At 51.6% G+C, this 22667-nt stretch carries 22 protein-coding genes; 15 read left to right on the forward strand and 7 right to left on the reverse strand.

The genetic code is table 11. The annotated features are described in order from the left end of the window. Nucleotides 1-4: 4 nt before the first annotated feature. The 7 genes from HH215_RS29640 (at nt 5) to HH215_RS29670 (ending at nt 8112) form a co-directional block, all read left to right on the forward strand. Complete coding sequence (locus HH215_RS29640; protein WP_169283171.1) at nt 5-1552, forward strand: response regulator transcription factor; 1548 nt, start codon at nt 5-7, stop codon at nt 1550-1552. Between the two features lie 170 nt (nt 1553-1722). Next, nucleotides 1723-3078: an ABC transporter substrate-binding protein gene (locus tag HH215_RS29645; protein ID WP_169283172.1), complete on the forward strand. Its 1356-nt coding sequence runs from the start codon at nt 1723-1725 to the stop codon at nt 3076-3078. A gap of 65 nt (nt 3079-3143) precedes the next feature. After that, nucleotides 3144-4031 (forward strand): carbohydrate ABC transporter permease, encoded by an 888-nt coding sequence (locus HH215_RS29650; protein WP_169283173.1) that lies wholly within the window; start codon nt 3144-3146, stop codon nt 4029-4031. A gap of 13 nt (nt 4032-4044) precedes the next feature. After that, a complete protein-coding gene (locus HH215_RS29655; protein ID WP_254450267.1) occupies nt 4045-4887 on the forward strand; it encodes a carbohydrate ABC transporter permease in 843 nt (280 codons plus the stop codon). A 23-nt stretch (nt 4888-4910) separates the two neighbouring features. Beyond that, nucleotides 4911-6962, forward strand: coding sequence for a glycoside hydrolase family protein (locus HH215_RS29660; RefSeq protein ID WP_169283175.1), 2052 nt, complete (start codon nt 4911-4913; stop codon nt 6960-6962). 167 nt (nt 6963-7129) lie between these two features. Further along, nucleotides 7130-7723, forward strand: coding sequence for an NUDIX domain-containing protein (locus HH215_RS29665; protein WP_375140470.1), 594 nt, complete (start codon nt 7130-7132; stop codon nt 7721-7723). 14 nt (nt 7724-7737) lie between these two features. Beyond that, nucleotides 7738-8112: an eCIS core domain-containing protein gene (locus HH215_RS29670; protein WP_169283176.1), complete on the forward strand. Its 375-nt coding sequence runs from the start codon at nt 7738-7740 to the stop codon at nt 8110-8112. A 93-nt stretch (nt 8113-8205) separates the two neighbouring features. On the opposite strand, the gene HH215_RS29675 is transcribed toward HH215_RS29670, so the two are convergent. Continuing rightward, nucleotides 8206-9009 carry a helix-turn-helix domain-containing protein gene (locus HH215_RS29675; protein WP_169283177.1) on the reverse strand — a complete coding sequence of 268 codons (804 nt, stop codon included), beginning with the start codon at nt 9007-9009 and terminating at the stop codon, nt 8206-8208. Nucleotides 9010-9141: 132 nt separating this feature from the next. Between HH215_RS29675 and HH215_RS29680 the strand changes: the two genes are divergently transcribed. After that, nucleotides 9142-9951, forward strand: a complete 810-nt coding sequence (locus HH215_RS29680; protein ID WP_169283178.1) for a phytanoyl-CoA dioxygenase family protein — start codon at nt 9142-9144, stop codon at nt 9949-9951. A gap of 388 nt (nt 9952-10339) precedes the next feature. Here HH215_RS29680 and HH215_RS29685 read toward each other — a convergent pair whose 3' ends face one another. Further along, the gene (locus HH215_RS29685) at nt 10340-11179 is read right to left on the reverse strand and encodes a phytanoyl-CoA dioxygenase family protein (protein WP_169283179.1); all 840 of its coding nucleotides are present in this window, start codon (nt 11177-11179) and stop codon (nt 10340-10342) included. A 136-nt stretch (nt 11180-11315) separates the two neighbouring features. Here HH215_RS29685 and HH215_RS29690 point away from each other — a divergent pair, with 136 nt between their 5' ends. Further along, nucleotides 11316-12203: an AraC family transcriptional regulator gene (locus HH215_RS29690; RefSeq protein ID WP_254450268.1), complete on the forward strand. Its 888-nt coding sequence runs from the start codon at nt 11316-11318 to the stop codon at nt 12201-12203. 127 nt (nt 12204-12330) lie between these two features. Here HH215_RS29690 and HH215_RS29695 read toward each other — a convergent pair whose 3' ends face one another. Together HH215_RS29695 and HH215_RS29700 are read right to left on the reverse strand one after the other, a co-directional pair. Continuing rightward, nucleotides 12331-13098 carry a TIM barrel protein gene (locus tag HH215_RS29695; protein WP_169283180.1) on the reverse strand — a complete coding sequence of 256 codons (768 nt, stop codon included), beginning with the start codon at nt 13096-13098 and terminating at the stop codon, nt 12331-12333. 47 nt (nt 13099-13145) lie between these two features. Next, a complete protein-coding gene (locus HH215_RS29700) occupies nt 13146-14117 on the reverse strand; it encodes a Gfo/Idh/MocA family protein (protein ID WP_169283181.1) in 972 nt (323 codons plus the stop codon). A gap of 130 nt (nt 14118-14247) precedes the next feature. Here HH215_RS29700 and HH215_RS29705 point away from each other — a divergent pair, with 130 nt between their 5' ends. After that, a complete protein-coding gene (locus HH215_RS29705) occupies nt 14248-15081 on the forward strand; it encodes an AraC family transcriptional regulator (RefSeq protein ID WP_169283182.1) in 834 nt (277 codons plus the stop codon). 3 nt (nt 15082-15084) lie between these two features. Here the strand turns inward: HH215_RS29705 and HH215_RS29710 are convergent, their stop codons facing one another. Next, nucleotides 15085-15978, reverse strand: a complete 894-nt coding sequence (locus HH215_RS29710; RefSeq protein WP_169283183.1) for an AraC family transcriptional regulator — start codon at nt 15976-15978, stop codon at nt 15085-15087. 125 nt (nt 15979-16103) lie between these two features. On the opposite strand from HH215_RS29710, the gene HH215_RS29715 reads away from it, so the two are divergent. Then, on the forward strand, nt 16104-18191 hold the full coding sequence (locus tag HH215_RS29715) for a beta-galactosidase (RefSeq protein WP_169283184.1): 2088 nt from the start codon (nt 16104-16106) through the stop codon (nt 18189-18191). Between the two features lies 1 nt (nt 18192). Here HH215_RS29715 and HH215_RS29720 read toward each other — a convergent pair whose 3' ends face one another. Continuing rightward, complete coding sequence (locus HH215_RS29720; protein ID WP_169283185.1) at nt 18193-18816, reverse strand: Uma2 family endonuclease; 624 nt, start codon at nt 18814-18816, stop codon at nt 18193-18195. A 242-nt stretch (nt 18817-19058) separates the two neighbouring features. On the opposite strand from HH215_RS29720, the gene HH215_RS29725 reads away from it, so the two are divergent. The 4 genes from HH215_RS29725 to HH215_RS29740 all read left to right on the forward strand — a co-directional run bounded on the left by HH215_RS29725 (nt 19059) and on the right by HH215_RS29740 (nt 21616). Next, nucleotides 19059-19916: a hypothetical protein gene (locus HH215_RS29725; RefSeq protein WP_169283186.1), complete on the forward strand. Its 858-nt coding sequence runs from the start codon at nt 19059-19061 to the stop codon at nt 19914-19916. After that, the gene (locus HH215_RS29730) at nt 19913-20527 is read left to right on the forward strand and encodes a hypothetical protein (RefSeq protein WP_169283187.1); all 615 of its coding nucleotides are present in this window, start codon (nt 19913-19915) and stop codon (nt 20525-20527) included. Before HH215_RS29725 ends, HH215_RS29730 begins: the two co-directional genes overlap by 4 nt. An 18-nt stretch (nt 20528-20545) precedes the next feature. Next, the gene (locus HH215_RS29735) at nt 20546-21181 is read left to right on the forward strand and encodes a ThuA domain-containing protein (protein WP_169283188.1); all 636 of its coding nucleotides are present in this window, start codon (nt 20546-20548) and stop codon (nt 21179-21181) included. Nucleotides 21182-21340: 159 nt separating this feature from the next. After that, nucleotides 21341-21616 carry a hypothetical protein gene (locus tag HH215_RS29740; protein ID WP_169283189.1) on the forward strand — a complete coding sequence of 92 codons (276 nt, stop codon included), beginning with the start codon at nt 21341-21343 and terminating at the stop codon, nt 21614-21616. A gap of 44 nt (nt 21617-21660) precedes the next feature. On the opposite strand, the gene HH215_RS29745 is transcribed toward HH215_RS29740, so the two are convergent. After that, nucleotides 21661-22551: a helix-turn-helix domain-containing protein gene (locus tag HH215_RS29745; RefSeq protein WP_169283190.1), complete on the reverse strand. Its 891-nt coding sequence runs from the start codon at nt 22549-22551 to the stop codon at nt 21661-21663. Nucleotides 22552-22667: the final 116 nt, after the last annotated feature.

A 22667-nucleotide genomic window follows, 5' to 3' on the forward strand; every position in this document is an offset into this window, starting at 1 on the left:
AAGCATGTATGACATCATGGTCGTTGACGATTCCGCGGAGATCAGAACGGGCTTGAAGCTAAAGCTGAATTGGCCGGAATACGGTTTTCGCGTGCTGTCGGAAGCTCCGAACGGGGCTCAGGCATTGGATTTGCTTAAATCAAGGAGGGTGCCGATCCTGATTACGGATATCCGGATGCCGGTCATGGACGGTTTGGAGCTGCTTCAACAATGCGCCGTACGTTATCCGGCTACGAAAGCGGTCGTCCTCTCCGGTTACGACGATTTTCCGCTGGTGCAGACCGCCATGCGCAAGGGAGCCAAAGATTATCTCCTCAAGCCCGTCATTAAGGCGGAGCTCGTAGCGGCGCTGCTCAAATTAAAGAAAGAACTGGACGACGAGAAGGAATGGTCATTGGCGAAAATCTTGCATGGAGAAGTTCCGACTGCCGAAGCGGAAGCTCTGATGTTCACCTATGGCATGGCCGAGTGGATGCTCGAGGGCCATTGCGTAAGGTTCGTGACTTCGGAGATGAGGATCCCGGCGGAACGGCTGACGGGAACGGGCACGAATGGGAGCTCCTTCAAGGAAGCCTATCACCTGCTCTTACGGGAAATCGTTTCTCAATGGGAGGATCGTATCGTTGCCTTCAGAGATGCGAATCGACCCGATAGGATGCATTTTATCGTCCGTCATGATTCGCTTTCGGAGGCTGGGGCGGATGGCCTCCTCGACCGTTTTATAGCCGACGTCAACGAAAAGGTGATCCGTTTCTTGCAGATCGAGCTCGTGGTTGGAGTCGGGGATCCCGTATGCGGATTCCGAGGGTGGAAGGCGGGATTGGAGTCGAGCCTGACGGCGCTTAGCAGAAGCAAGCCAGACCGGATATCCCAGACCGTATTTAATGGGGACAAAGACAAGGAGAACGGGTTGGCGCACGAGTTGCTGAAGAGATTCGCTTTGTCCGTCGAGAACGCCGACGAAGGCCAAGCGTTACAGGTGTTGGGCGAAATTTCTCAATCCGGTAAGCAGGCATCCGTGCAGTCCTACTCGTTCTTTCTCGTACAGCTTTGCCTGAAACTCGACGAATTAAGCCGCAAACACGACCTGAAGGAGCTTGATCTGCATCAGATGCTATGGCCCTATATCAATTCCGCATGGGACTGCGAATCGCTGGATAAGATCGTCGGCAACTTACGGGAGCTCGTCTTGCAAGCCATCGCCACTCTCAAACGCAATAAAAGCAAGGGGAAGGAAGACACGATCGGCGCCATCCGCAAATACATGCTTAGCCATTACGGGGAAGAGCTCACGTTAACCGCGATCGCGGAACGTTTCCATTACAACGTCGCCTATTTGTCGGATCTGTTCCGCAAGCAGACGGGAAGCACTTTTAGCGATTGCTTGCTCGGCATCCGGATGGATCATGCTTCGCAATTGCTGCGCATCAACGATCTGAAGATCGCGAGCATCGCCGAGCTGACGGGCTTCGCGAGTTCGGCTTATTTCAGCAACGTGTTCAAAGGCTATTACGGCGTCGGGCCTAACGAGTACCGCAAGAAGCTCGGGTAGCCTTGGTCGGTCAGTCTAAAAGTACGTGTTCAACGACCTCCAAAAGTACGTGTTCAACTACCTCTAAAAATATTACATCTCATCTCCTAAAACGGTTGCATGTAGACCTGATCCGCAACGTGCTATCTTAAAATCATATTCATCATTTTCTATAGAAAAGGCGGGATACGATGTTGAGATGGCGCAGGTCAATGGTCATGTTGCTTATCGTTTGCTTGGGGATCGCGATGCTGTCGGCTTGCTCCTCCAAGAAGTCGAACGAATCGGGTTCGAACGAAGAGAAAACGAACGAGAGCGCAAGCACCGAAGCCGATAAAGGCGACGGCAAGAAAGTCGAGGTTAAATACTGGAGGCACGACTTCGCTCCGGAGGTCGCCACGCTGAAGAAGATGATCCAAGCGTTCGAGAAAGAAAATCCGAACGTCAAGGTCAAGATGGAAGTCATCCCTTACGGAGACTACGAGACGAAGATCCGCACGGCGCTCGCCGCGGGCAACGCGCCTGACATCATCGGGTTGGACGGACCGACGTTGGCCGCTTACGCCCATCAAGAAGCCGTCGTTCCGCTCGATAAGTACATGGACATCGACGGGAACAAAGAAGATATCGCGGCTCCCGTATTGGAAAGCTTGACCTATAAGGGACAGATTTTCGCCGCTCCCCTTAACGACGCGAGCATAGGGATGTTCTATAACAAGAAGCTGTTCGAGAAAAACGGTATCGAGCTGCCTTCCAAAGATCCGAATCAAGCATGGACCTGGGAACAGGTGCTGGAAGCGGCTAAGAAAATCAACGATCCCGCCAATAAAATATACGGGATCGATCCAGGCTGGGGACTGGGAGAGGGAGAAGGATCTACGTTCGTCAAGCTGCCTTTCATCTGGCAAGCCGGCGGCGAGATTCTGAGCCCCGATGGGACCGAAGTCAAAGGGTATCTTGATTCTCCGGAATCCAAGAAGGCGCTGTCGTTCTTCTCTTCCCTGTATAACGAGCACAAAGTCGCAGCCAAAGAACTTCCTCCGGAAGCATTCGAGACGGGAAAACTCGGAATCATCGTTAACGGACCTTGGGCCATATCGGGCTTCGCGACGTCCCATCCGGAATTCAAGTTAGGGGAAGACTGGGACATCGCGCCATTGTGGAAGGACGCCAAACAAGTAACGCCTAACGGCAGCTGGAACATGGCGATTACGAAAGACTCCAAACATCCAGACGAGGCATGGAAATTCGTCAATTGGGTAACGGGAATCGAAGGGGCCAAAACTTGGTATCAAGAAACCAAAAACTTGCCCGCGCGTCTCTCAACCGCGAGCGCGATTCCCGAACTGATGGAATATCCGATGAACATTTTCGTGGAACAGTCCAGCAAGTTCGCGCATCCAAGGCCGGTAACGCCAGCTTATCCGGTCGTCACGGCGGCCATATCCAAATTGTTCGCCGATCTGGGGGTAGCCAATCGAAATCTCGACGAGGCGGTAAACGAGGCCGTAACAACCATCGATAAGGCTCTGCAAAAATATAAATGATCTTCATGAAGAGGGGGAGCCTAAGCCGCTCTCCCTTTCTTAAAAAGATCAGGAGAGGTGAGACCTTGAGACTTTCTTCGTCCTTCAGCAAACAAGAAGAGCGCGCGGCCTTATTGTTTATTTTGCCGGCAGTCGTCAGCCTCGCCCTCTTTACCTTCTATCCGATGATCAATGCTTTTATTATCAGCTTCAAGGAATATAGCCTCATTAACCCAGATGCTACCTTCATCGGGCTGACCAACTATCGCAATCTGTTGTCCGATCCCAAATTCGTTAACAGTCTGTTCCGTTCCTTTCATCTGGCAATCGTAGTCATCCCCGTTCAGACGATTATAGCGCTTGTTCTGGCGTTGCTTATATACAGAAACTCTTGGGTCGCAAGTCTATTTAGAACGGTATACTTTATGCCGGTCGTGATATCCATCGGCGTGGCTTCGACCTTGTTTAAGCTTATCTATAATCAGGACTATGGATTGCTGAACAGTCTCCTCCATGTTTTCGAAGTGCCGCCTATTTCCTTCTTATCGGATCCTAGTATCGCTTTGTACGGAATCATGCTAATGGGAATGTGGAAGTCGGCAGGCTTTTTTATGATCATATTCGTTGCGGGATTAAACAACATTCCGAGCGATTTGTATGAAGCGGCCGAAGTCGACGGCGCGACGGCGCTGCAGAAATTTTACAAGATCACGCTGCCGCTGTTGAGAAGAACGCTGACTTTCGTCATCATCATTACGACGATGGACGCCTTGAAAATATTCGTTCCGGTAGCGCTAGTGACGGGCGGCGGGCCGTCGGATTCAACGACGACGTCCGTTTTCTATATTTATAAGATGGCCTTCCAGCAAATGGAGATGGGGTACGGTTCCGCGGCGGCGTTTATTCTGTTCCTTATCGTCATGTGCATATCGATCGTTCAATTGCGGCTGTTAAAATCGGACGTGGAATATTGAGGAGGGGATGGGATTGGCTTTGGAACGTATAGGAATTCTGCTGAAGTGGGCTCTTATGATCGCGATTGCTTTCCTATCCATCATCCCTATTTTCTGGATGATCATGGGGTCGCTTCGTCCGAGAAGCGAATTGTTTCAATACTTGAGCTTGGAGTGGCACCTCTTTATTCCGGTCCAATGGACTTTTCAAAATTTCATTGATCTGTTCTCCGATTCGAGCAAGCCTTTCGTGATGTTCATCAAGAATACCGTAATCGTTGCGGTCTCGGTCACCTTATTATCGCTTTTGTTTAACTCGATGGCCGCTTTCGCCTTCTCTAAACTCAAATTTCGCGGGCGCAACATCGTATTCGCGGTATTCCTTTCCGCGCTTGTCATCCCCGGAGAAGTCACGATGGTACCCGCTTATTTGTTGATGAACGCATTCGATTGGATAGATAGCTTCAAGGCTTTGATTATTCCCGGCGCGGTTTCCGTTTTCAGTATTTTCATGCTCGTTCAATTTTTCGCGGACGTACCGAGGGAACTGCTGGAGGCGGGGAAAATCGATGGGGCTTCGTGGTTCGGCATTTACGCCAAAATCCTGATCCCCTCTACGGTTCCGGCTTTAATTACGATGGGTTTGATTACGTTTTTGGGACAATGGGATGCTTACTTATGGCCGCTTATCGTCATTAACGACGAGAGCAAACAAATGCTTCAAGTCGCTATCGCGACGTTTACGAACCTGCAGTCTACGGAATGGGGCAAAATCCTTGCCGCGGATACCGTGGCATCGGTACCTATATTGATCTTGTTTTTGTTTTTGCAAAAATATTACGTTCAGTCCATTGTAAGCTCTGGAATTAAAGGCTAACGCCAAGGACATGGGGGAGACAGATGAATCCTATTTTCGAATTGATCATGTTGAACAAGGAATTCAAAAGTTATATCGGGACGATCACCTGCGATTGGTTAGGGGATGCGAGACCCGCTATCGTGGTGACCTACCCTAGGGAGGGCATGGCCAAAGTTCGCATTCGTTTTACGCTAAAGGAGGATGTTCGACAGGATGATTGGCGCGTGGAAATTCGTCCGGCCATTTCGCCGACTTACCACTGGTCCCCGCATCTTACGCCGACATCCGAGCATGTGGTCGACCAGCATTCCTTCCGCGCGCCCGCGCTCATCGTGCATGATGGCGAAAGGATGCTGTCGGTCGTTCCCGATCTGGATTTGCTAGAGGCGGGCAGCGCGGATACGAGCTTCGAGAATAGGACGCCGCGTTGGTATATGGACATGGATGCGTTCAACAATAGCCTCATCTTGGGGATGTGCGGCACGTCCGTCAGGGAGCATGTGTTGTTCGTTCGCGAACCGGGAGCGATATTCCCTCGGGGAGAGATAGAGTTCGGGTTTTATCTCTTCGCGTCCGAGGAACAGGCCGGCATTGCTAATCCTTGGCGCGATTTGCTCGCTTTTTTCTGGGAACGCTGGGGTCGTCCGCTTCTCTTGCAGGGTCAACCGAATGATGGAGAGCTTGAACCGTACGTCCGTTGGGCGTATCAATGGGCGTTTCGGGAATGGGGTAGCGCGGTATGGCAGGATTTCGAGCTTGGCGGCACAAGAGTGGGAGCCCCGGTGTTTATCGTGAACGTAACCCAAAGCCCTAATTATCCGGGAGCCGTGAACGAGAGAGAAACTCGTTCCATCTGGAATCAAGCGTGGTTCAGCTCTTTGCGTTCCGCGCAGGGGCTGTTCCGATATGGGAGAGCTAATGGAAACAGCGAGTATGTAGACAAGGCCAATCAGATGAAGGAGCTTGCTTTAGCGGCGCCGCAGACGAACGGATTTTTTCCATCGGTTATCGCCACGGAGATGGAGCAGGTCGATATTGAAGGGGAAATTCGTAATCTTTCCAAAGGCTGGTCGACTCTCTACTGGGGCAACTCGGACCGCAATCCTTTCGGTCTGAGCATCCGCGAAGCTCCGATTCATGTGTTGGATATGAGTTGGACGGCGCTGTTGATGTTGCGTTGGCATGAAGAGCTGGAGCGAGACGAGAGACTGGTCGACTATGCTCGCGCTTATGCGGATTCCCTATTGGAGTTACAGGACGAGCAGGGGTTTTTCCCCGGATGGATCGATCGGGAAAGCTTCCGGCCTTGCGGAGTTCTCGATCAATCCCCGGAAACGTCCCTTTCGGTTACGTTTTTGCTGAAGCTGTACGAATTGACCGGGGATCGAAAGTATGAAGATTCCGCTTATCTGGCTATGAAGGCCGTATGCGACGAGATCGTGCCGGAAGGGCGCTGGGAAGACTTCGAAACCTACTGGTCATGCAGTCGCTGGGGGCAGGAAGAGTGGAAAGGACGTAAGATTGCCAGGAACAATATGTACAAACAGTGCAACTTTTCGATGTTCTGGACAGCGGAAGCCTTATTGGCCTGCTATCGGTCGTCTGGCAGAGAGGAATACCTGCAAGTGGGACAAAGATGCTTGGATGAGATGCTGATGACCCAGGCGACATGGCAGCCGAATTACATTTACGTGCCCGCCTTAGGCGGATTCGGCGTGATGAATGCGGACGGGGAATGGAACGATGCGAGGCAAAGCCTCTTCGCCGAATTGATCGTATCTTACGGCATGGAGCTGGGAGTGGAGGAGTATAAGGAACGTGGATTGGCGGCTATGCGCGCATCGTTCACGATGATGTACTGTCCCGAAAACGAAAAAGTTAAAGCGAGATGGGAAAAGGCGTGGCCGTTCCTGAACGAAAGGGATTACGGATTCATGATGGAGAACTACGGTCACGGGGGAAGGACGAACGCGGCGGATGATCCCATGGGCGAGTTTACGATTTTCGATTGGGGGAACGGCGCGGCGGCGGAAGGATACTTGCGGATGCTGGACCGATTTGGCAAAAAATTCGTGACGGGAGAAGCGGAATAGGACGATCGCTTGCGATTAGGCGGTCGGGAGCTTAGGGATTGTCTTCGGGTGTTCCGTCGGAACCTCGAGGACAATTCTTTTTCTTGTTTTTATCAGCTCGGCGGATAGAGGGAGACCGGTTGTTACAAACCTATTGCTAGAATGACGAGACAGGAGTATAACTTAAAATGTTAGGATCAACAGCGATAGAGCAGGTGACGGAATTGGAAGTTAAATATTGCTCCTCTTGCGGAAGCGAGATGGAAACGAGGGACGTAGACGGAACGGCAAGAAGAGCTTGCACGGCGTGCAGCTTCGTTCATTGGGGAAACTATAGCATCGGAGTAGGAGCGCTTGTCGTTAAAGAGGACAAGGTTCTGCTTGTGCGGAGAGCGCAGGAACCCGGAAAGGGATACTGGACCAATCCGGGCGGATATATCGAGCAGTTGGAACCGATCGAAGAGACGATTAGAAGGGAAGTGTTGGAAGAGAGCGGGATCGAAGCAACCGTTCGCAGCGTCGTTGCGTTGCGCGATCAGCCGAGGAACATCCATAACCTGTACGTCGCCTTTTCTATGGAATACGTGGGAGGACAACCGACTCCCGATGGCGTCGAGGTAGACGCGGCCGGCTTCTATAGCCTTCAGGAGATGGAGACGATGAACGTTGCTCCCTTCACGAAGTGGCTCGTGGACGTCGCGCTTCGCGGGAAATCGGAAGGGCTTATCGTCGACGAGAATCCGGTCGTTCCTTTGACCGGGTATGGATTGTTTAGAGTTTAATCGGGAGGAAAATCATGAGGGCTAACCACTTCCAAGGACTAAGGACACAAGCAGGCCACGCGGGTTCTCATGGACGCGCGCGTGCCGGCGCGTCGGCGTCTCATGGCATGAGCGCGGATCGTATACTCGCGTTGCAGTCTCAGGTGGGCAACCAAGCCGCGATGGCCATGACCCAAACGAACCCGTCGAGCTTACCCCATAGAGATCAAATCGAAGCTCACTTCGGCCACCAACAAGCGGACGGCGTGAACGTGCATAATAACTCCGACGAGGCAGCTCAAATTCAAGCGATGTCGTACGCGCAAGGAACGGACATTCATGTCGGTTCCGGACAAGAACAGCATTTGCCGCATGAAGCTTCGCATGTCGTCCAGCAGGAGTCGGAGTAAGACGGCTTCTGATGACGGAAGCGGTTGCGGCAGCTATAGCATGCCGATAGCGATACCGATTATCCGTCGTATCCGAGGCTCCCGAGATACCGCTTAGTCTCTGGATTGCTTCGCGTAACTTCTAGGACGGACGCCGTAGGTTCTGTGGAACAACTCGGCGAAATGATTATAATTATTGAATCCGACATCGAGCGAGGCTTCGGTGGCCGACCTGCCCATGTGTTGCATGAGCAGAGCGGCCTGCCGGAGCCTCATTCTGTTGAGATGCTCGACAATCGATTCTCCGGTCTCTTGCTTGAAGAGGTGGGAGAGTCTCGAGGGGGACAAACCTACCGATGCGGCAAGATCCACGATGCGGACTTCCTCCTTCATCGTTAGAGAGAGCAGTCGCAAAGTATGCTCGATTCGCGCATCGAGTTTCTTCTCCAGACGTTGCGCGATCAGGAGAAGGATTTCCCTTATGGAGTTCTCGCATAGGGCATACCAGAAGCCGGAACGTTCGCGCGAATCGTGGAGCAGGTTCTGGAAGGTGTGAGCTACCCGGTTCTGCAAGTGCCCATCCGGTAGAGCGTGAACGAGAACTTCGTCGGGCGGGAGGTAGTCGGTTTCCGTTAGTTTTTGAAAATGCGCCCATACGAAGTTCCAGCGTTTCCCCTGCGCGGTTCCGTATTCATGAGGCACTCCCGAGCGGAGCAGACCGATTTGGCCGGCACCGCATAGCTTCTCTCCGGTAGGCGTACGGAAATAACCTTCACCGCTAAGGGTATATACGATAAGCCAATCGCTCATTCCGTTCGGCCGGCGCATTCGATAAGTGTCGTCTTCATCGAAATGACCGCCGATAATGGTGGCAGGAAGTTGTTCCGGGAAGTCTTCCGGCCTTTCATAAGATGACATAGGCAACCTCCATTCAATTGAACTCGTAGCAGAATTCTTATACTTTACAGCAGCAATCCTACTTCATCTAACATACGGAAAGCGCTATTCTAATGTCAAGGAAAACGAACTTGCATGAAGGAGCGATAACGGATGAATACTGGATTAAAGATATTGTCTGAAGAGCAGCTTGAGCATTTCGCGAGAGAAGGATATTTGATCGTAAAGGACCTCTTCACGTCGGATGACCTTACTTCGATCGAACAAACTTTCGAGGAAATCAGCCATACGAAGGTGCCGGGATATTTCGAACCCGACTTGGAAGGGGCAACGGATGATCCTTTGAAGAGGTATCCCCGCGTTATGCACCCTCATCGATTCAACGAAACGGCTAAAAGGTACATGCTGCACAAGCCGGTGATGGACGTGCTTGCGGATCTATATGGCGAAGAAGCTTATGCGGCCCAGAGTATGTTCTATTACAAGCCCCCGGGATCGCGCGGGCAGGCGCTCCATCAGGATAACTTCTATTTGCAAGTCGAACCGGGGAACTGCATCGCGGCATGGACGGCGGTCGACGCCGCGAACGAAGAGAACGGAGGACTGCTCGTCGTTCCGAAGACGAGCGATTACGCGCTCGTATGCCCGGAGCTTGCGGACTCCAACGAATCGTTCACGACCCATTTCGTGAAGCCCCCTAAGGAAGAGAAGGCGATCCCCGCCATCATGGACAAAGGAGACGTACTGTTCTTCAATGGCAACCTGATTCACGGCTCCTATCGGAATAAGACGAAGGATCAATTCCGACGGGCGTTCATTTGTCATTATGCGAATTCATCCGCAACCCATATCAGCACGCATTATCGTCCATTGTTCCGGGAAGACGGCACGGCTGTCGATTTGGAAGCCAATCCGGACGGAGGTCCCTGCGGAATAGAGTTCGATATGGCTTATCCGCATTAAGGGAATTAATCGGTTAAAGTTCAAATCTAAGGTTAATGCAAAAGAAGTCAAAACAAACGAGTACTGCCATCCCAGACGGCGGTACTCGTTTTTGCGCGTGGACGAGGATTGGGTAAGCTAGTCGTCGGCTGCGAAACTGATCTTAACGGTGAAATTCTTTCAGAAATTCGATCTTGTTTTGATGCGTTAAGGTGATGGCGTAACGCTATTCTTGGGTTCGATTCGATCTTTGACCGGGGGTAGAGCGATGGGATAACGCTATACCACCCGATACGATCGGAGAATCTAGGTAACGACGATAATAGGGTTATGGCATAACGTTATGGCTTGTCGCTCTGAGGTAAGGCAAAAAATAGAATGATGCTGTAACGTTATTTCCTTATGCGTTTCACTTGTCTATATCCCTGCTATACACAATAGGATTCAAAGGGCTGGATACGAAATCGCCAGCCTTCAACCCTGGAAACCAGGTGGCTAGATCGCTTGAGCGGGCTTTGCTATCCGGTTCGGCGACCCGAGTCCCGTCGGCGACGTAAATGACGGTCATTACTTTGCGCATAGAGGCCGTCGGGTTACCCGGAGCGCTATGCATCGTCCAACCGCTATGGAACGTCGCATCTCCGGCTTCCATTGCGCCGTACGTGATTTTCTCGTACCCTTTGCCGTCGATGAACTGGGCTAACGTTTTATGGGATTCGTCGGAAATTTGCAACTTATTGACGTAACCAAGCTTGTGGGTACCGGAGGCGAACGTCATCGATCCGACCTCTTCCGAGACCGGTACGAGCGGCATCCACATCGTAATCGTATTCGAGGTGTCGAGCGGCCAATAGATTTGATCTTGATGCCAAGGGGTATGGCCCCCGCCGGGCTCCTTAAACAACGCTTGGTCGTGATAGATTCGTACGCCGTCAACGCCCATAAGTTCCGCGGCAATTTTTGCGAATCTCTTCGCTAGTGTAAATCTAGAGAGATCCTCGTGTTTCGTCCACAGATTTCCGATTTGTATAAAAGCTTTGCCATAGGTGTCCCGTTCTTCGAGAGGTTTATCGTGATTATTCAAATTTCGTACCCATTCGCTGATGAGGGGCTCGTAAACTTCAATCTCGCCGGCCGTTGCTACTTGGCGAAGAAGGATATGCCCTTTTTCCTTATAATAATCGATTTGATCTTGAGATATTGCATAGTTCTCGGTCATGCAAGGTAATGATGCAGCCTGATCGGACATGGTATAAACCCCTTTAATTATGGATTGATCTTCCTCCTCATCATAGAAGCAATCCGGCTAGGCGTCATTGTCATTCCTTGTTATAATTTTGTACAAAACAACTGAGTTGCAATAATAACCCTTGGGGGTAATGTCTATGGCTGACCTGATGGAGCGCATCGAGAAGGACCCGATCGTGCCGTATATCAGACAGAGCGATTTTGCCGTTCGCAGACCGTGGCAATATGCCGAACGCCGGTTGCTCGATTACTTGTTCATCTATATCCAGGAAGGCGTTCTAAGGGTAAAGGTTGACGGTCGTTCGTATCTCTTCGAGTCGGGGCAGTTTTGTTTGGTACAACCGGGGAGCATCGTCGCCCTGGAAGGGGAGACCGACACGATTACGCCGTTCGCCCATATGGATCTCTTCTACCGCGCCGAACGAGCGAAGAGTTTTCCGACAAGGCCGGGGCAGATTGATCTTACTTCATACAGTCATCTCTTGCAGCCGACCATTCAAGCTCTCTACGGACTGGAAATTCCGGTTCGCATAGAGGTGCTCCAGCCCAAGAAACTGAGCGAAGCGACGATCATGATGGTGGAGTTATGGCAGCAGAACGATCCGTTGATGAAGTTAAAGGCTCACTTATTGGCTAACGAGATCGTGATTGCCGTGTTGGAAGCCTATATGCCCGGCGAGGGGAGCCAGCGGGTCGGGGCGGATCCGTTAAAATGGGTCGTCGCGTATTTCTCCGCGCATCTGAATGAATCGATTTCCATCCTGAGGATGGCGGATAGGGCGAATTTATCGGTATCGCGCTTCAGCGCGTTGTTTAAGCAGCGTTATTCCGTTTCGCCTCATCGCTATTTGCTTCAAATGAGGATCGACCATTCCAAGGAATTGTTGGAAAATACGGCGTTGTCGCAAGAGGAAATCGCCTCTTACTGCGGTTTCTCGGACGTGCATCATTTTTCGAAAGCTTTTCGTAAATGCTGCGGAACGCCCCCTGGAGATTGGCGGAAATTCCGAATCCACGGCGAGTAACGCTGAATGTGGCCAGTAACGCAAGAATTACTCGATGAAATCGAATAACTCCCCGAAAAAACAGCAGGCGCGAGAAAGTAGCTCGACATAATCGAGCCACTCCCCGCGCCTGCATGACTGCTGCAAACTACTCTACCTTGGAAATAATCTCATCCTTGAATTGCTGGACCGCTACGTCCGTATCTACCGTGTAACCGCACTCCAAACCGACGAAGCCGGAGAAACCGGTGGACTTGATCGCGTTCAGGATGTTGACGTAATTCAGCTCGCCCGTGCCCGGTTGCTTGCGGCCGGGATTGTCCGCGATGTGATAATGGTTGATGCGGTCGATATAACCGGTCGCATTGCGAATGACGTTACCTTCCGTGATCTGCTGGTGATAGACGTCGAATACGAGCTTGACGTTCGGGCTGCCGACTTGGTCGATAACGTCGACCGATTCGTCCGACCGCTGCAGGAAATGGCCTTTATGATCGACGAGACCGTTTAACGGCTCCACTTCGAGAACGATGCCCGCCTCTTCGAACAGAGGGGCGCAGCGTTTCAACGTCTCGACCATCGTTTGTCGCTGCGTATCGCGAGGAACGCCATCGATTACGTTGCCGGTTTGGGAGATAACGGATTTAACGTTTAGAATTTTGCAAGCCTCGATCGTCTGGCGGATGCCGTCCAGATAGGCCTCCCTCAGAGACTCGTCGACAAGGCTAATGAACCTGGTGCATGTCGCGCTAATGCCGACGCCGATCCGTTCCTGTTCCTTGGCTACTCTCTTCAGATCGTTCAGATCCCACCAAGCGTAATATTCGAGACCGTGAAACCCGTGTTCTTTGATTTTCTCCAGATGATAGATTTCGTCTTTGCCCGAATAAGCTCCGATACATAAGGAATATTTCATAAAATTTCTTTAGCTCCCTTCAGAATATCTTTCGGAATATATCAAGTTTAAGATAGAATAATCGGCTTGCCCGATAAGGCGGAATCGTTTGCTGCGATCGTAATTTTATGCGTCTTCAAGGAATCCTCGTAGTCGGATAGAATACGGGAAGTATCTCCCGTGCGCAGAGCATGCAAGAAAGCCTCGTCCTCTACGTAGTAAGGGTTTGCAACGTTTGCGTGCGTTTGGCTTCCGGCTGTCGTAATTTCTTTGAGCGCATCGCTCCGCAGCTCCAAAACTCCGTTATTCGTGTAAATATCGAGACCCACGTGGTGCCCGACAGGCAGCAAACAAGTGTTGGAGATCGTTGCGACCATTCCGTTCGCAAGCTTCAAGGTAACGGTGCCGACATCCGGCACATCGGTTCCTTCGACTTTCTCTCCCATGACCTGCAGCGCATAAGCGGCGTATACTTCGCGTACTTCTCCGCACAAGTAGCGAAGCAAGTCGACGATGTGAGTCGTCTGTTCGACGAACTGGCCGCCCGATCCGGCTTGCACTCTCCACCACGGAACCATCGGCATTCCGCCCATCCAATAACCGAGCGCCATCCCCGGCTTGCTCTCCGTCAGCAATTGTTTGGCCAAGCTTGCAGATTCATTATATCTCCAATGATATCCGACGGAGGTGATCAATTTCTTCGCCTTGATCCGTTCGCCGATCGCGATCGGAATTTCGTTATCAATGCCGAGAGGCTTTTCTACGAGGAAAGGGATGCCCCGTTCGACCAATTTATTTTCCGCATCGCCATGAGCCATAGGGGGGACGCATACGTATACGCCGTCCAGATCCGTTCCGTCCAGCATCTCGTCCAGATTCGAGAACGCTTTCGCTCCGCTATGCTCCGAGGCGGATTTTTGCGCGCGTTGAATATCGACGTCGTAGAAGGCCGACAACGCGACGCCTTCCATCTGTACCAAATTTTTAACGTGATGCTGGGCAATTCCTCCGGATCCGATAAATCCAAGCTTTAACGTCATGCGTGTCCACTCCTGCTCAATAGGATATAGTATAATTCAACTTACGACCCTATTGTAGTTCAAGCACCGCATGAATTAAATATAATATACTTCCTATCCGGTATAGGAAAATGAAACTAGGTGAGCGAGTTTGGAGCAGTTTTACGGAAGGCATTTCGTCACGACGGAGTGGGATCGGCGGTTGCCGCTTCATTTGACTAGCATCGGCTTTACCGAGCAGGGAGCGATAACGAGAGAGAACGGGTTCCACAGCTATCATTGGCTGCACACGGTCGAAGGTTGCGGGGAATTTACGGTCAACGGAAGTACCGTAAAGCTATATCCGAACCAAGGCATCTTGCTTAAACCCTACGTTCCGCACAGCTACGGACCGGACATAGGGGGCTGGAAGACTTGGTTTATGACTTTCGACGGGGCATTGGCAAGTCCGATCACGGCATCGCTCGATATTCCGCAAATGTTGCCGCTAAGTTGGGATACCGATTGTCCGCTTGCCGGCATCCATGAGAATTATAGGGAGAAGCACGGGTACAGCTTCGACTTCGCGGGCATCAACGGATCGCTTGAAGTGTATGCTTTTTTGTCGCAGATCAAGCAATACGGGCAATCGAGAGGGCAGCCATCGTTGTCCAAAGGGCACGAGAGATTAACGCCGATTTACATCCTCATAGAGGAGAAATTCGGCGATCCGAACCTTGGATTAGTTCGCATGGCGGAAGAGTTGGGGGTCAGTCCTCAGTACCTGAATACGCTGTTCCGCAAAAGCTGGGGAATCAGTCCTTATCAGTATTTGGTTCAATTCCGAATTCAGAAATCGAAGGAGCTGCTGCTGGCCGACCGAAGCAGAACGGTAAAGGAAATCGCGGCCGCGGTCGGTTTTCTGGATGACAGCCACTTCGTTCACACGTTCCATAAGTCGGCCGGAATGACGCCGGTGCAGTTCCGGTTGCAATACGGGGAATAGCGCTTATTGTCCTCTAGCCCTCAGTACGAATTGTTTCGGAGAAAGTCCCTTCAGAGCGCGAAAATGACGGATAAAGTAGCTGGTATGGGAGAAACCGACTTCCAGCGCGATGTTCGTGACGCTGTGCGAGGTCGTGAGCAATAGCTTCTCGGCCTCGGATATTCGGCGGTAATGCAAATATTGGACATAACTATGCCCGGTAATGCGCTTAAAACATCTAGCGAAATGGCTATAACTCATACCGCATAATTCGGCTGCATCGGAAGCGGTAAGGTTTTCCTTATAGCGGGACTCCAAATGCTCGAAGATCGGCTTAATGTTATCCAAGGAGGACGCATTAAACGCGGGAAAACCCGTTTGAGCCGGATCATTGTCGATCCAGTGGCGCAGCATCCAGAGAAAAACGCTCGTAAATGCCGATCTTAAGGCTAACTCGAAGCCGTATCGTTGTTCGGAGTATTCGCGGTGAATGTCTGCAAGAAGCCCCGGAATAGGAGAATCTTCCAGTTGCTTCGCTTGAAAATGCCGAATGTGCTGTCGGTTGCCGAGGAGGAAAGGGAGAACGTATTTGGCTTCGAAAATGGTGCTTCCGGAATGATACAAAACCTCGGGAACGACGCTTAGAATCAAGTACTCGGCGTCGTCTTCCGGACGGACGTCCACGGAATGCACCTCGTTGGCGTTAATGAGCAAGAGATCGCCCCTTTGCGCCGTATAGGCGCAACCTCCGGCATGGAAGGTTCCGCGGCCGCGGGTCACGTATAGCATCTCGACGTGGGTATGCCAATGCGGGGGACAGTGGTAACCTAACCCTTTCGTGTCGAAGGATTTACTCGCGAACGGATGCTGCGAAATCCCGCCGGTGAACCGTTTCTCTTCTATGCTGGCATTCGTCACGGACCACGCCTCCAACCTCATGCAATGATAGAATCGTGCTATTTTTACCCGGGAACATTGTATCATGGAATCTTCCGCGGTAGTAAGATTTGAATGAAATCAGATTCGAATCGGAGGCGGTCATTTTGACGGAACGCGTGAGAATAGGAAGCCAATTATTCATCAATAAAGACGATACGCCCGAGTACGTGAGACGCATGGTCGCGCTGATGAAGGAAAACGGGTTGGAGATCATTCGCCTGTTCATGATATGGGAACAACTCGAGCCCGCGGAAGGGGAGTGGCGCTTCGACAACTATGATGCTTGCTTCGAGCAGGCGGAGATGTCCGGGCTGACGGTCGTTCCTACGCTTATGTCCGTGAGTCCCCCGGGATGGATGAGATTGACGGAAGGCCCGCAATCGTTGGCGGATCTGGATGACCCGGCTTACCGGTTAAGAATGAAATCTTATATCGAACGCATCGTGGAGCGATACGGCAACCATCCGCAGCTCGATTCTTGGATTCTATGGAATGAACCGAGTCGGGCGATCTACAAGACTCCGCATGCGATTAAGGCCTACTCCAGCTATTTGCAGGAAACGTACGGGACGATCGAAGAGGTGAACAAGGGCTCTTACATTCAATATGCCAGCTTCGAGGAGTTGGAGGAGGGGATGGGGAGAACGATTCTTTCCTATGAGCAGCCCTTCGTCTCCTTTAACGAGCAGTTGGAGTGGACGAGGTTTACCGTGCGGAATATGGAGCGTCAACTGATCTTTATTCGCGACGAGATTCGTCGAATAGACCCCGTGCATCCGGTTCACGTGAATCCGCACAACATTCAATTGGATATGCAGGGGGTAGGCCAATCGATCTGGATGGAGGCGGATATCGTCGACTTCATGGGGTGTTCCGCTCACCCGATGTGGCATTCGGTACGTTTTCCCGAGAAAAGGTGGACGCAATCGGTCGGGTATTTCGCGGATTTAATGAAGAGCGCGACGCGGGATCCGGAACGCAAGTTCTGGGTAAGCGAGCTGCAAGGCGGGACGACGCTGTACTCTTCGGTGAAGCCGTTCACGCCCTCCTATTCGACTATGAAAAGGTGGATATGGGAAGGGATCGGCAGCGGGGCCAAGGCGGTCGTCTTCTGGTGCTTTAATTCGCGGAACGCGGGGTACGAGGCGGGCGAATGGGCTTTGCTGAATCAATTGGAGAAGCCGTCCCCGCGTCTGCTTGCCGCTAAGGAAGCCTCCGAGATGATTGGCGCTCACGAGAGTCTGTTCCGGGAGGCGACTCCGGATAAAGGCAAGGCGTTGCTGCTGTATTCGGAGCGCTCGATGGCGTTAGGCCAGGTGGAAGGCGAGGGGATGGATCCAACGAATCCGCGCAACCGGAATATGTACGCGGATGCTTTGGCGGGGGCGCACCTGTTGTTGTCGGACCTGTCGATAGCAGCGGAATTCATCTCCGAGGATCGCTTGGCGACGGAAGGCATTGACGAGAATATTCGCGTTCTGATCTTGCCGAATACGATCGTGCTAGGCGTTGCGGAATGCGCGGTCATTGAATCGTTCGTTCGCGGAGGCGGTATGCTGATCGCGGACGGGCTTGTAGGGATGAAGGACGAGAACGGTAAAATGGATGCCGCGGTTCAGCGCGAATTGGCTTCGTTGTTCGGCTCCGGGATGGAAGATATCGAGACGGACGACGAGGGACTTCAGTTGGTCGACGGGAACGGCGAAGTCGTGCTGCCGGGCTGGTTCTATCGGTTGCCGCTCGAAGCGTCGCCGGCGGCTCGCGTGCTGGCTTGGTTTGCGGACGGCAGACCTGCGATCACGAGTAAGAAGCATGGGGAAGGAACGGCGATCCGGATAGGGACGAACGCGTTCCAGCGTTACTTCGCGATGCCCGATCGCGCGACTCGCGGATTCGTTCGATCTTTGATCGGCGACAGCGCGATAGGAGAGATTCGCCTGATCGAAGGGGATAACGGAGAAGTTAAAGATGAAGGTGAAGGTTTACGGTTGAAGCTGTTGCATCATCCGAAGGGCAAGGTACTCGTCGTGATGAATGAAGGGCCAAGCAGATCGGCGAACCTGAGGTTTGAGCGTGCGGGAACGTTAAGCGACTTGAGCGGGTTGCGGTCCGCCATCGACGTTGAACCCGGGGTGGACGTAGATTGGACGATCGAAGCAAACGGAGTTGCCGTGTTGGGATTTCAGAGTTGAGCTAATCAGAGTCTACGAACCGATTCAGAATTTCGAAAAGCTTGCCAAGTCGTACGTTCACGCATGGAAAACGCTCCGAGAACAATACGTCCGCCGAGCCGTAAGTTTTCTCCAGGACGTATTTGCCTGCTTGCAGCGCAAATTGATCGATCGTCCGATGGTGACTGTCGACGATCCAATATTCGCGAACGCCGAAACGTTCGTATAGCGCTTTCTTGCGTACTTTATCGTGCTCGCCCGTGCTTGGGGACAGAATCTCGACTAGCAGATCGGGAACGCCCTCGATTCTCGTTTTAAGGATGGATTCGTTTTCGTTCGAGACGTAGATAAGATCAGGCTGAACGATGTTGTCTTCATCCAAATGGACATCCATAGGAGCGACTACGATCGTACCTGTAGCGTGACAGCTTGTTTGCAGGTCATTACAAAGATGAGTAACGAGCAATTGGTGCTTAAGCGTAGGGGATGGATGACAATCGTACCGAATGCCGTCGATGATTTCGTATCTTTCTTCTATTAGCGGAATCTCTGAATAGGGCGGTAAATGCGAGGATGAGGCAGGATCGGATTGATACTCCTCGGTTTGCTCCTTGACTTGGTCTTTCTTGTTGGCTTTATCGCTCATAAGAAGAACTCACCACCCATTTAAGAATAATTTTAATAGATTATACCATATTTTTGCTATCGAAGTGAGAGGCTGACCGGGTAAGGGTTAGCCTCTTTGCGGTTCCGGGAATTCTTGCAGGCCGAATCGGAGGAGGATATTTTTTACTCTTGCAGGAACTATGTTCAACCTGAAGCGTTAAATGGTATAGGTGAGAAATGGAAAAACAAAACGCTTCGTACGGAGAGGAGTTACACGGTGCGATGAAAACGAAAATCAGCTATTTAATCGTACTCGCGCTCCTATTGGCAAGTTGGGCTGGCAACTACGCATACAATCGTTACTCGCAACTGCCTGAAGCGGGATTCTTAAGGCACTATGTAGAAGCGCGTACAGTACCTTCCTTCGCCTTTGAACTTCTATATGTAGCGAATTCGGCGGATAAGCGTAAAATCGTCGGCGTTCAGGTCGATGAGTTACCTACTCTTAGATTTAATCCGGTGCAGATTCATCAGGAGTTGCGTCACCAAACGATCTACAAGCTGATGGGGTATTTCGACGATAAGTCGAGCTGGCCCGCGGATGAGCCGCTGAAGATTCATACGGTCAAAGCCTTATACAGCGATGGCAGCATGAAAGAGGAAGACGTCGGCGAGATCGTCGTCATCAGGGAGGCTTGGCCGAGAGCGGAAACCGAAATCCCGGAAAGTCCGATTCAAATGTCTTCCACGATGGGGTCTTCGGACCATCATGGTTCGGCAACGATAAGCATCGAGAAACCGGTTAAGTTCACGGGAGTGTCCTCGATCTGGCTGGAGAAGCTGGAAGGCCTGTTCGAGTACGAGGTGCAAACAACCGCCGAAGCGGGAGCGCCTCATCCGAAACAGGCAGATTTTCCCATCGAATTACGGGCCGGCCAAACGCTTACGCTGAACTACCGTTTCATGCTGTCCCGCCAAAGCACGCAATCGCTGGATGTGTATAACCTGCAACTCCGGGAGAACTTCGAGGACAGCAAAGGCGAGAGCTACGGTTACACGGTGTTCGCCAACTACATGCCGTATCCGTCGGAATCCCAGATGCGCGCCTATGTACGCGAACAGAGGAGGCTGGCCGGATGAAGAAATCTTATTCGCAGATCGCTTGGGGGCTTGCGTTCGCGTTGATCGATTTTCGTTTGGGGAGCTTCGACGTGCTGCCCGACGTGATCGGATACTTACTGATCTTGATCGGGTTGTCGCGGTTGAATTCGAACGAGCGCCCGTTCTCGATTGCTTGGGGAGCAGCCGGAATTCAGTTTATATTGTCTATTCTGCAAATTCTAGGACTGCAGATCGGCTTCTCCCTAACCAATTACGTCACGCCATCCTTTTCTTTATTAACGCTAACCGCATTTTCGACCGCCATAGAGCTGACGATGCTCTATGGGATTTGCGAAGGGATACGGAGAAGCGCCTTGTCTCGCGGCACGATCGGACTTGCCGAATCCGCCAGATCGGGGTGGAACGTTCTCTTCGGCTTCGGTGCGCTAACCTTATTCGTATTTCCGTTTCAGCTTAATTTCACGTTCCAAGATATGATGGCGATCCTTTTTCTGCTTGCATTGGGTTATTGGATTTGTTGTTTATGGGTCATTTTTCTTGTTCGTCGAGCCGGTCGCGAGTTACCGAGTAGTGGGGGAGACGGGGATCCCGATCCTGATCTCGGTCGACGCATGGATATAACGATATAGGTAGGGAGGAACGATCGGATGAGTAAGGTTCAAGCACTGGCATTAGGCAATTACTCGGATGCGATCTATCATCCGTTCTCGGGTGTCGATAAGGAAATCGAGAGCATCTTCGACGGCCGAATAGAAGTTAGAAGCACGAGCGACTACGGAATGCTTCATGAGGAGTATCTTGCTCCTTACAAGCTGTTCATTTCCTATACGGAGTTTCTCGAAGAGAAGGTATCTCCCTCCCGTACGGCGGCACTGTTGTCGTTCGTCGCGCGGGGCGGCGGAATGCTGGCGATCCATAACGGCATTTCGCTGCAGAGAAATCAGGAGCTTGCGGTTATGATCGGCGCGAAGTTCGCGAGCCATCCCGAGTTTACTTCGTTGCCGATTCATATTCGCGAGCCGAATCATCGGATCATGGATCGGGTCGAACCTTTTATCGTAGATGACGAGCCTTACAGATTCGAATTCAACCCGCATATTCGCACGACAATATTGGCTGAGTACGAGCACGAGGGGGAGATGTGGCCTGCCGCTTGGACGCATGAATTCGGCTTGGGACGTATCGTCTACTTGATGCCGGGACATCGCTTGTCCGCTTTCAAGGTGGAAGGTTACCGGAAGCTGATTCTGAACGCGGGCTTGTGGGCGGCTAAGCTGATCTAATTAAAAGGTGACCGGAAGCTGGACGCCTTATCACCGGAAAGTCATTCATGACCGATTATGACGGTAATGCATGGCTGCGGTCACTAACGTCGAATCTCTCCATCGTATACACTGTGGATGAATTGGGATCAAGTATGCGAAGCTTAAGGAGAGACATGAATGAATAAGAGGGAAAATAAAAGGGAAAGCGGATGGAAAACATTTGTTATCGGCGCGGCGTTATTGGTATTGATCGGGGCATGGTCCGCGTTCGTAGTCTGGCACGCGAATAAAGCTCCGATACCGGTACCGGCAGGATCGCAGCTCGGGGTGGTAACATCCGAAGTTACCGGAGAAGATGAAGTGGCGCGGCGGATCATCGTCTATGTGACGAACCCGAATGGTACGACGGAAGAGGCGATCGGAGACGCTGAAGATCAGTCTTCGGCAGGTTAATGCCGAGATTCAAGCCAGTAAAGAGAAAAAGACTATTCCAAAGGTCAAATCTGATCTTTGGAATAGTCTTTTTCGTTGAACTTTCCGAACTTTTGGCGATAGCGGCCCGGCGAAAAACGCTTTACTCGCATGAATACGCGAGTGAAATAATGAACGGAAGAGAAGCCCGTGGCCGCGGCGATTTCTTTAATCGAAAGCTCGCTGGCCGTCAGCAAACCGGCCGCTTTCCGAATGCGTTCATCCCGTATGTAGTTGGTGAAATTCTCGTGAATGCCTGCCGAGAACAGCCGGGAAAGATGTCTTTCGGAGACGTTCAAGTATCTTGCGATATCCCGTAGATTTAAGGGTTGCGAAAGGTTGTCCCGAATGTACAGCTTAGCCTGGCGCACAATGACGGCCGAATCGCCTCTGGAAGAGACCGACGATTCGCGATTTCCGAAGAGAGCCAGGAAGGAGAGCAGCAGCGCGCGAGCGACGGACGTGACCGCCGGAGGGGGCAAGTTCCCTTTTTCCGTCAGGAGAAGAGCTTTCCATAGGTGCGCGGTTGGAGTCTCGTTGCCGTCGGGGATACAGACCGTGCCTTGTTCGGCAAGCACGCGGAAGGAGTCGATGTAGCGATTCTGCGAGCGGGTTTCATCCAATTCGAAGGCGACATAGACCAAGAATAGCCCTTCCTTCGTTCGAATCTGATGAGTCGCTCCTGGTTTGGAGCAGAAGTGAGTGCCTTCTCGCAAAGGATAGGTCGTTCCGTTATCGGTATATTCTCCTTCTCCGTTCATGACATAACAAATTTCGAAGAAGGAATGCTTGTGTACGGGATTGTCGAAGAGTTGAGGGATAACGCCCCAATAGTGAATCGTAAACGCGGCTCCTTCTCCATCCAGCAGAAGCGCTTGCTCGTTCAACATCGCGTGCGTTTCCTTGCAAAGATACATTCGTTAACCGCCTCTCTCTTCTATATCGATAGATGTCCTTATTTTACAAAACAATGTCATCTGCGAGCAAAGACGGATTCCGTTAATAACCCTACAATAAGCTACATAAACAAAGA

The organism is Cohnella herbarum (assembly GCF_012849095.1).
Taxonomy (GTDB): domain Bacteria; phylum Bacillota; class Bacilli; order Paenibacillales; family Paenibacillaceae; genus Cohnella; species Cohnella herbarum.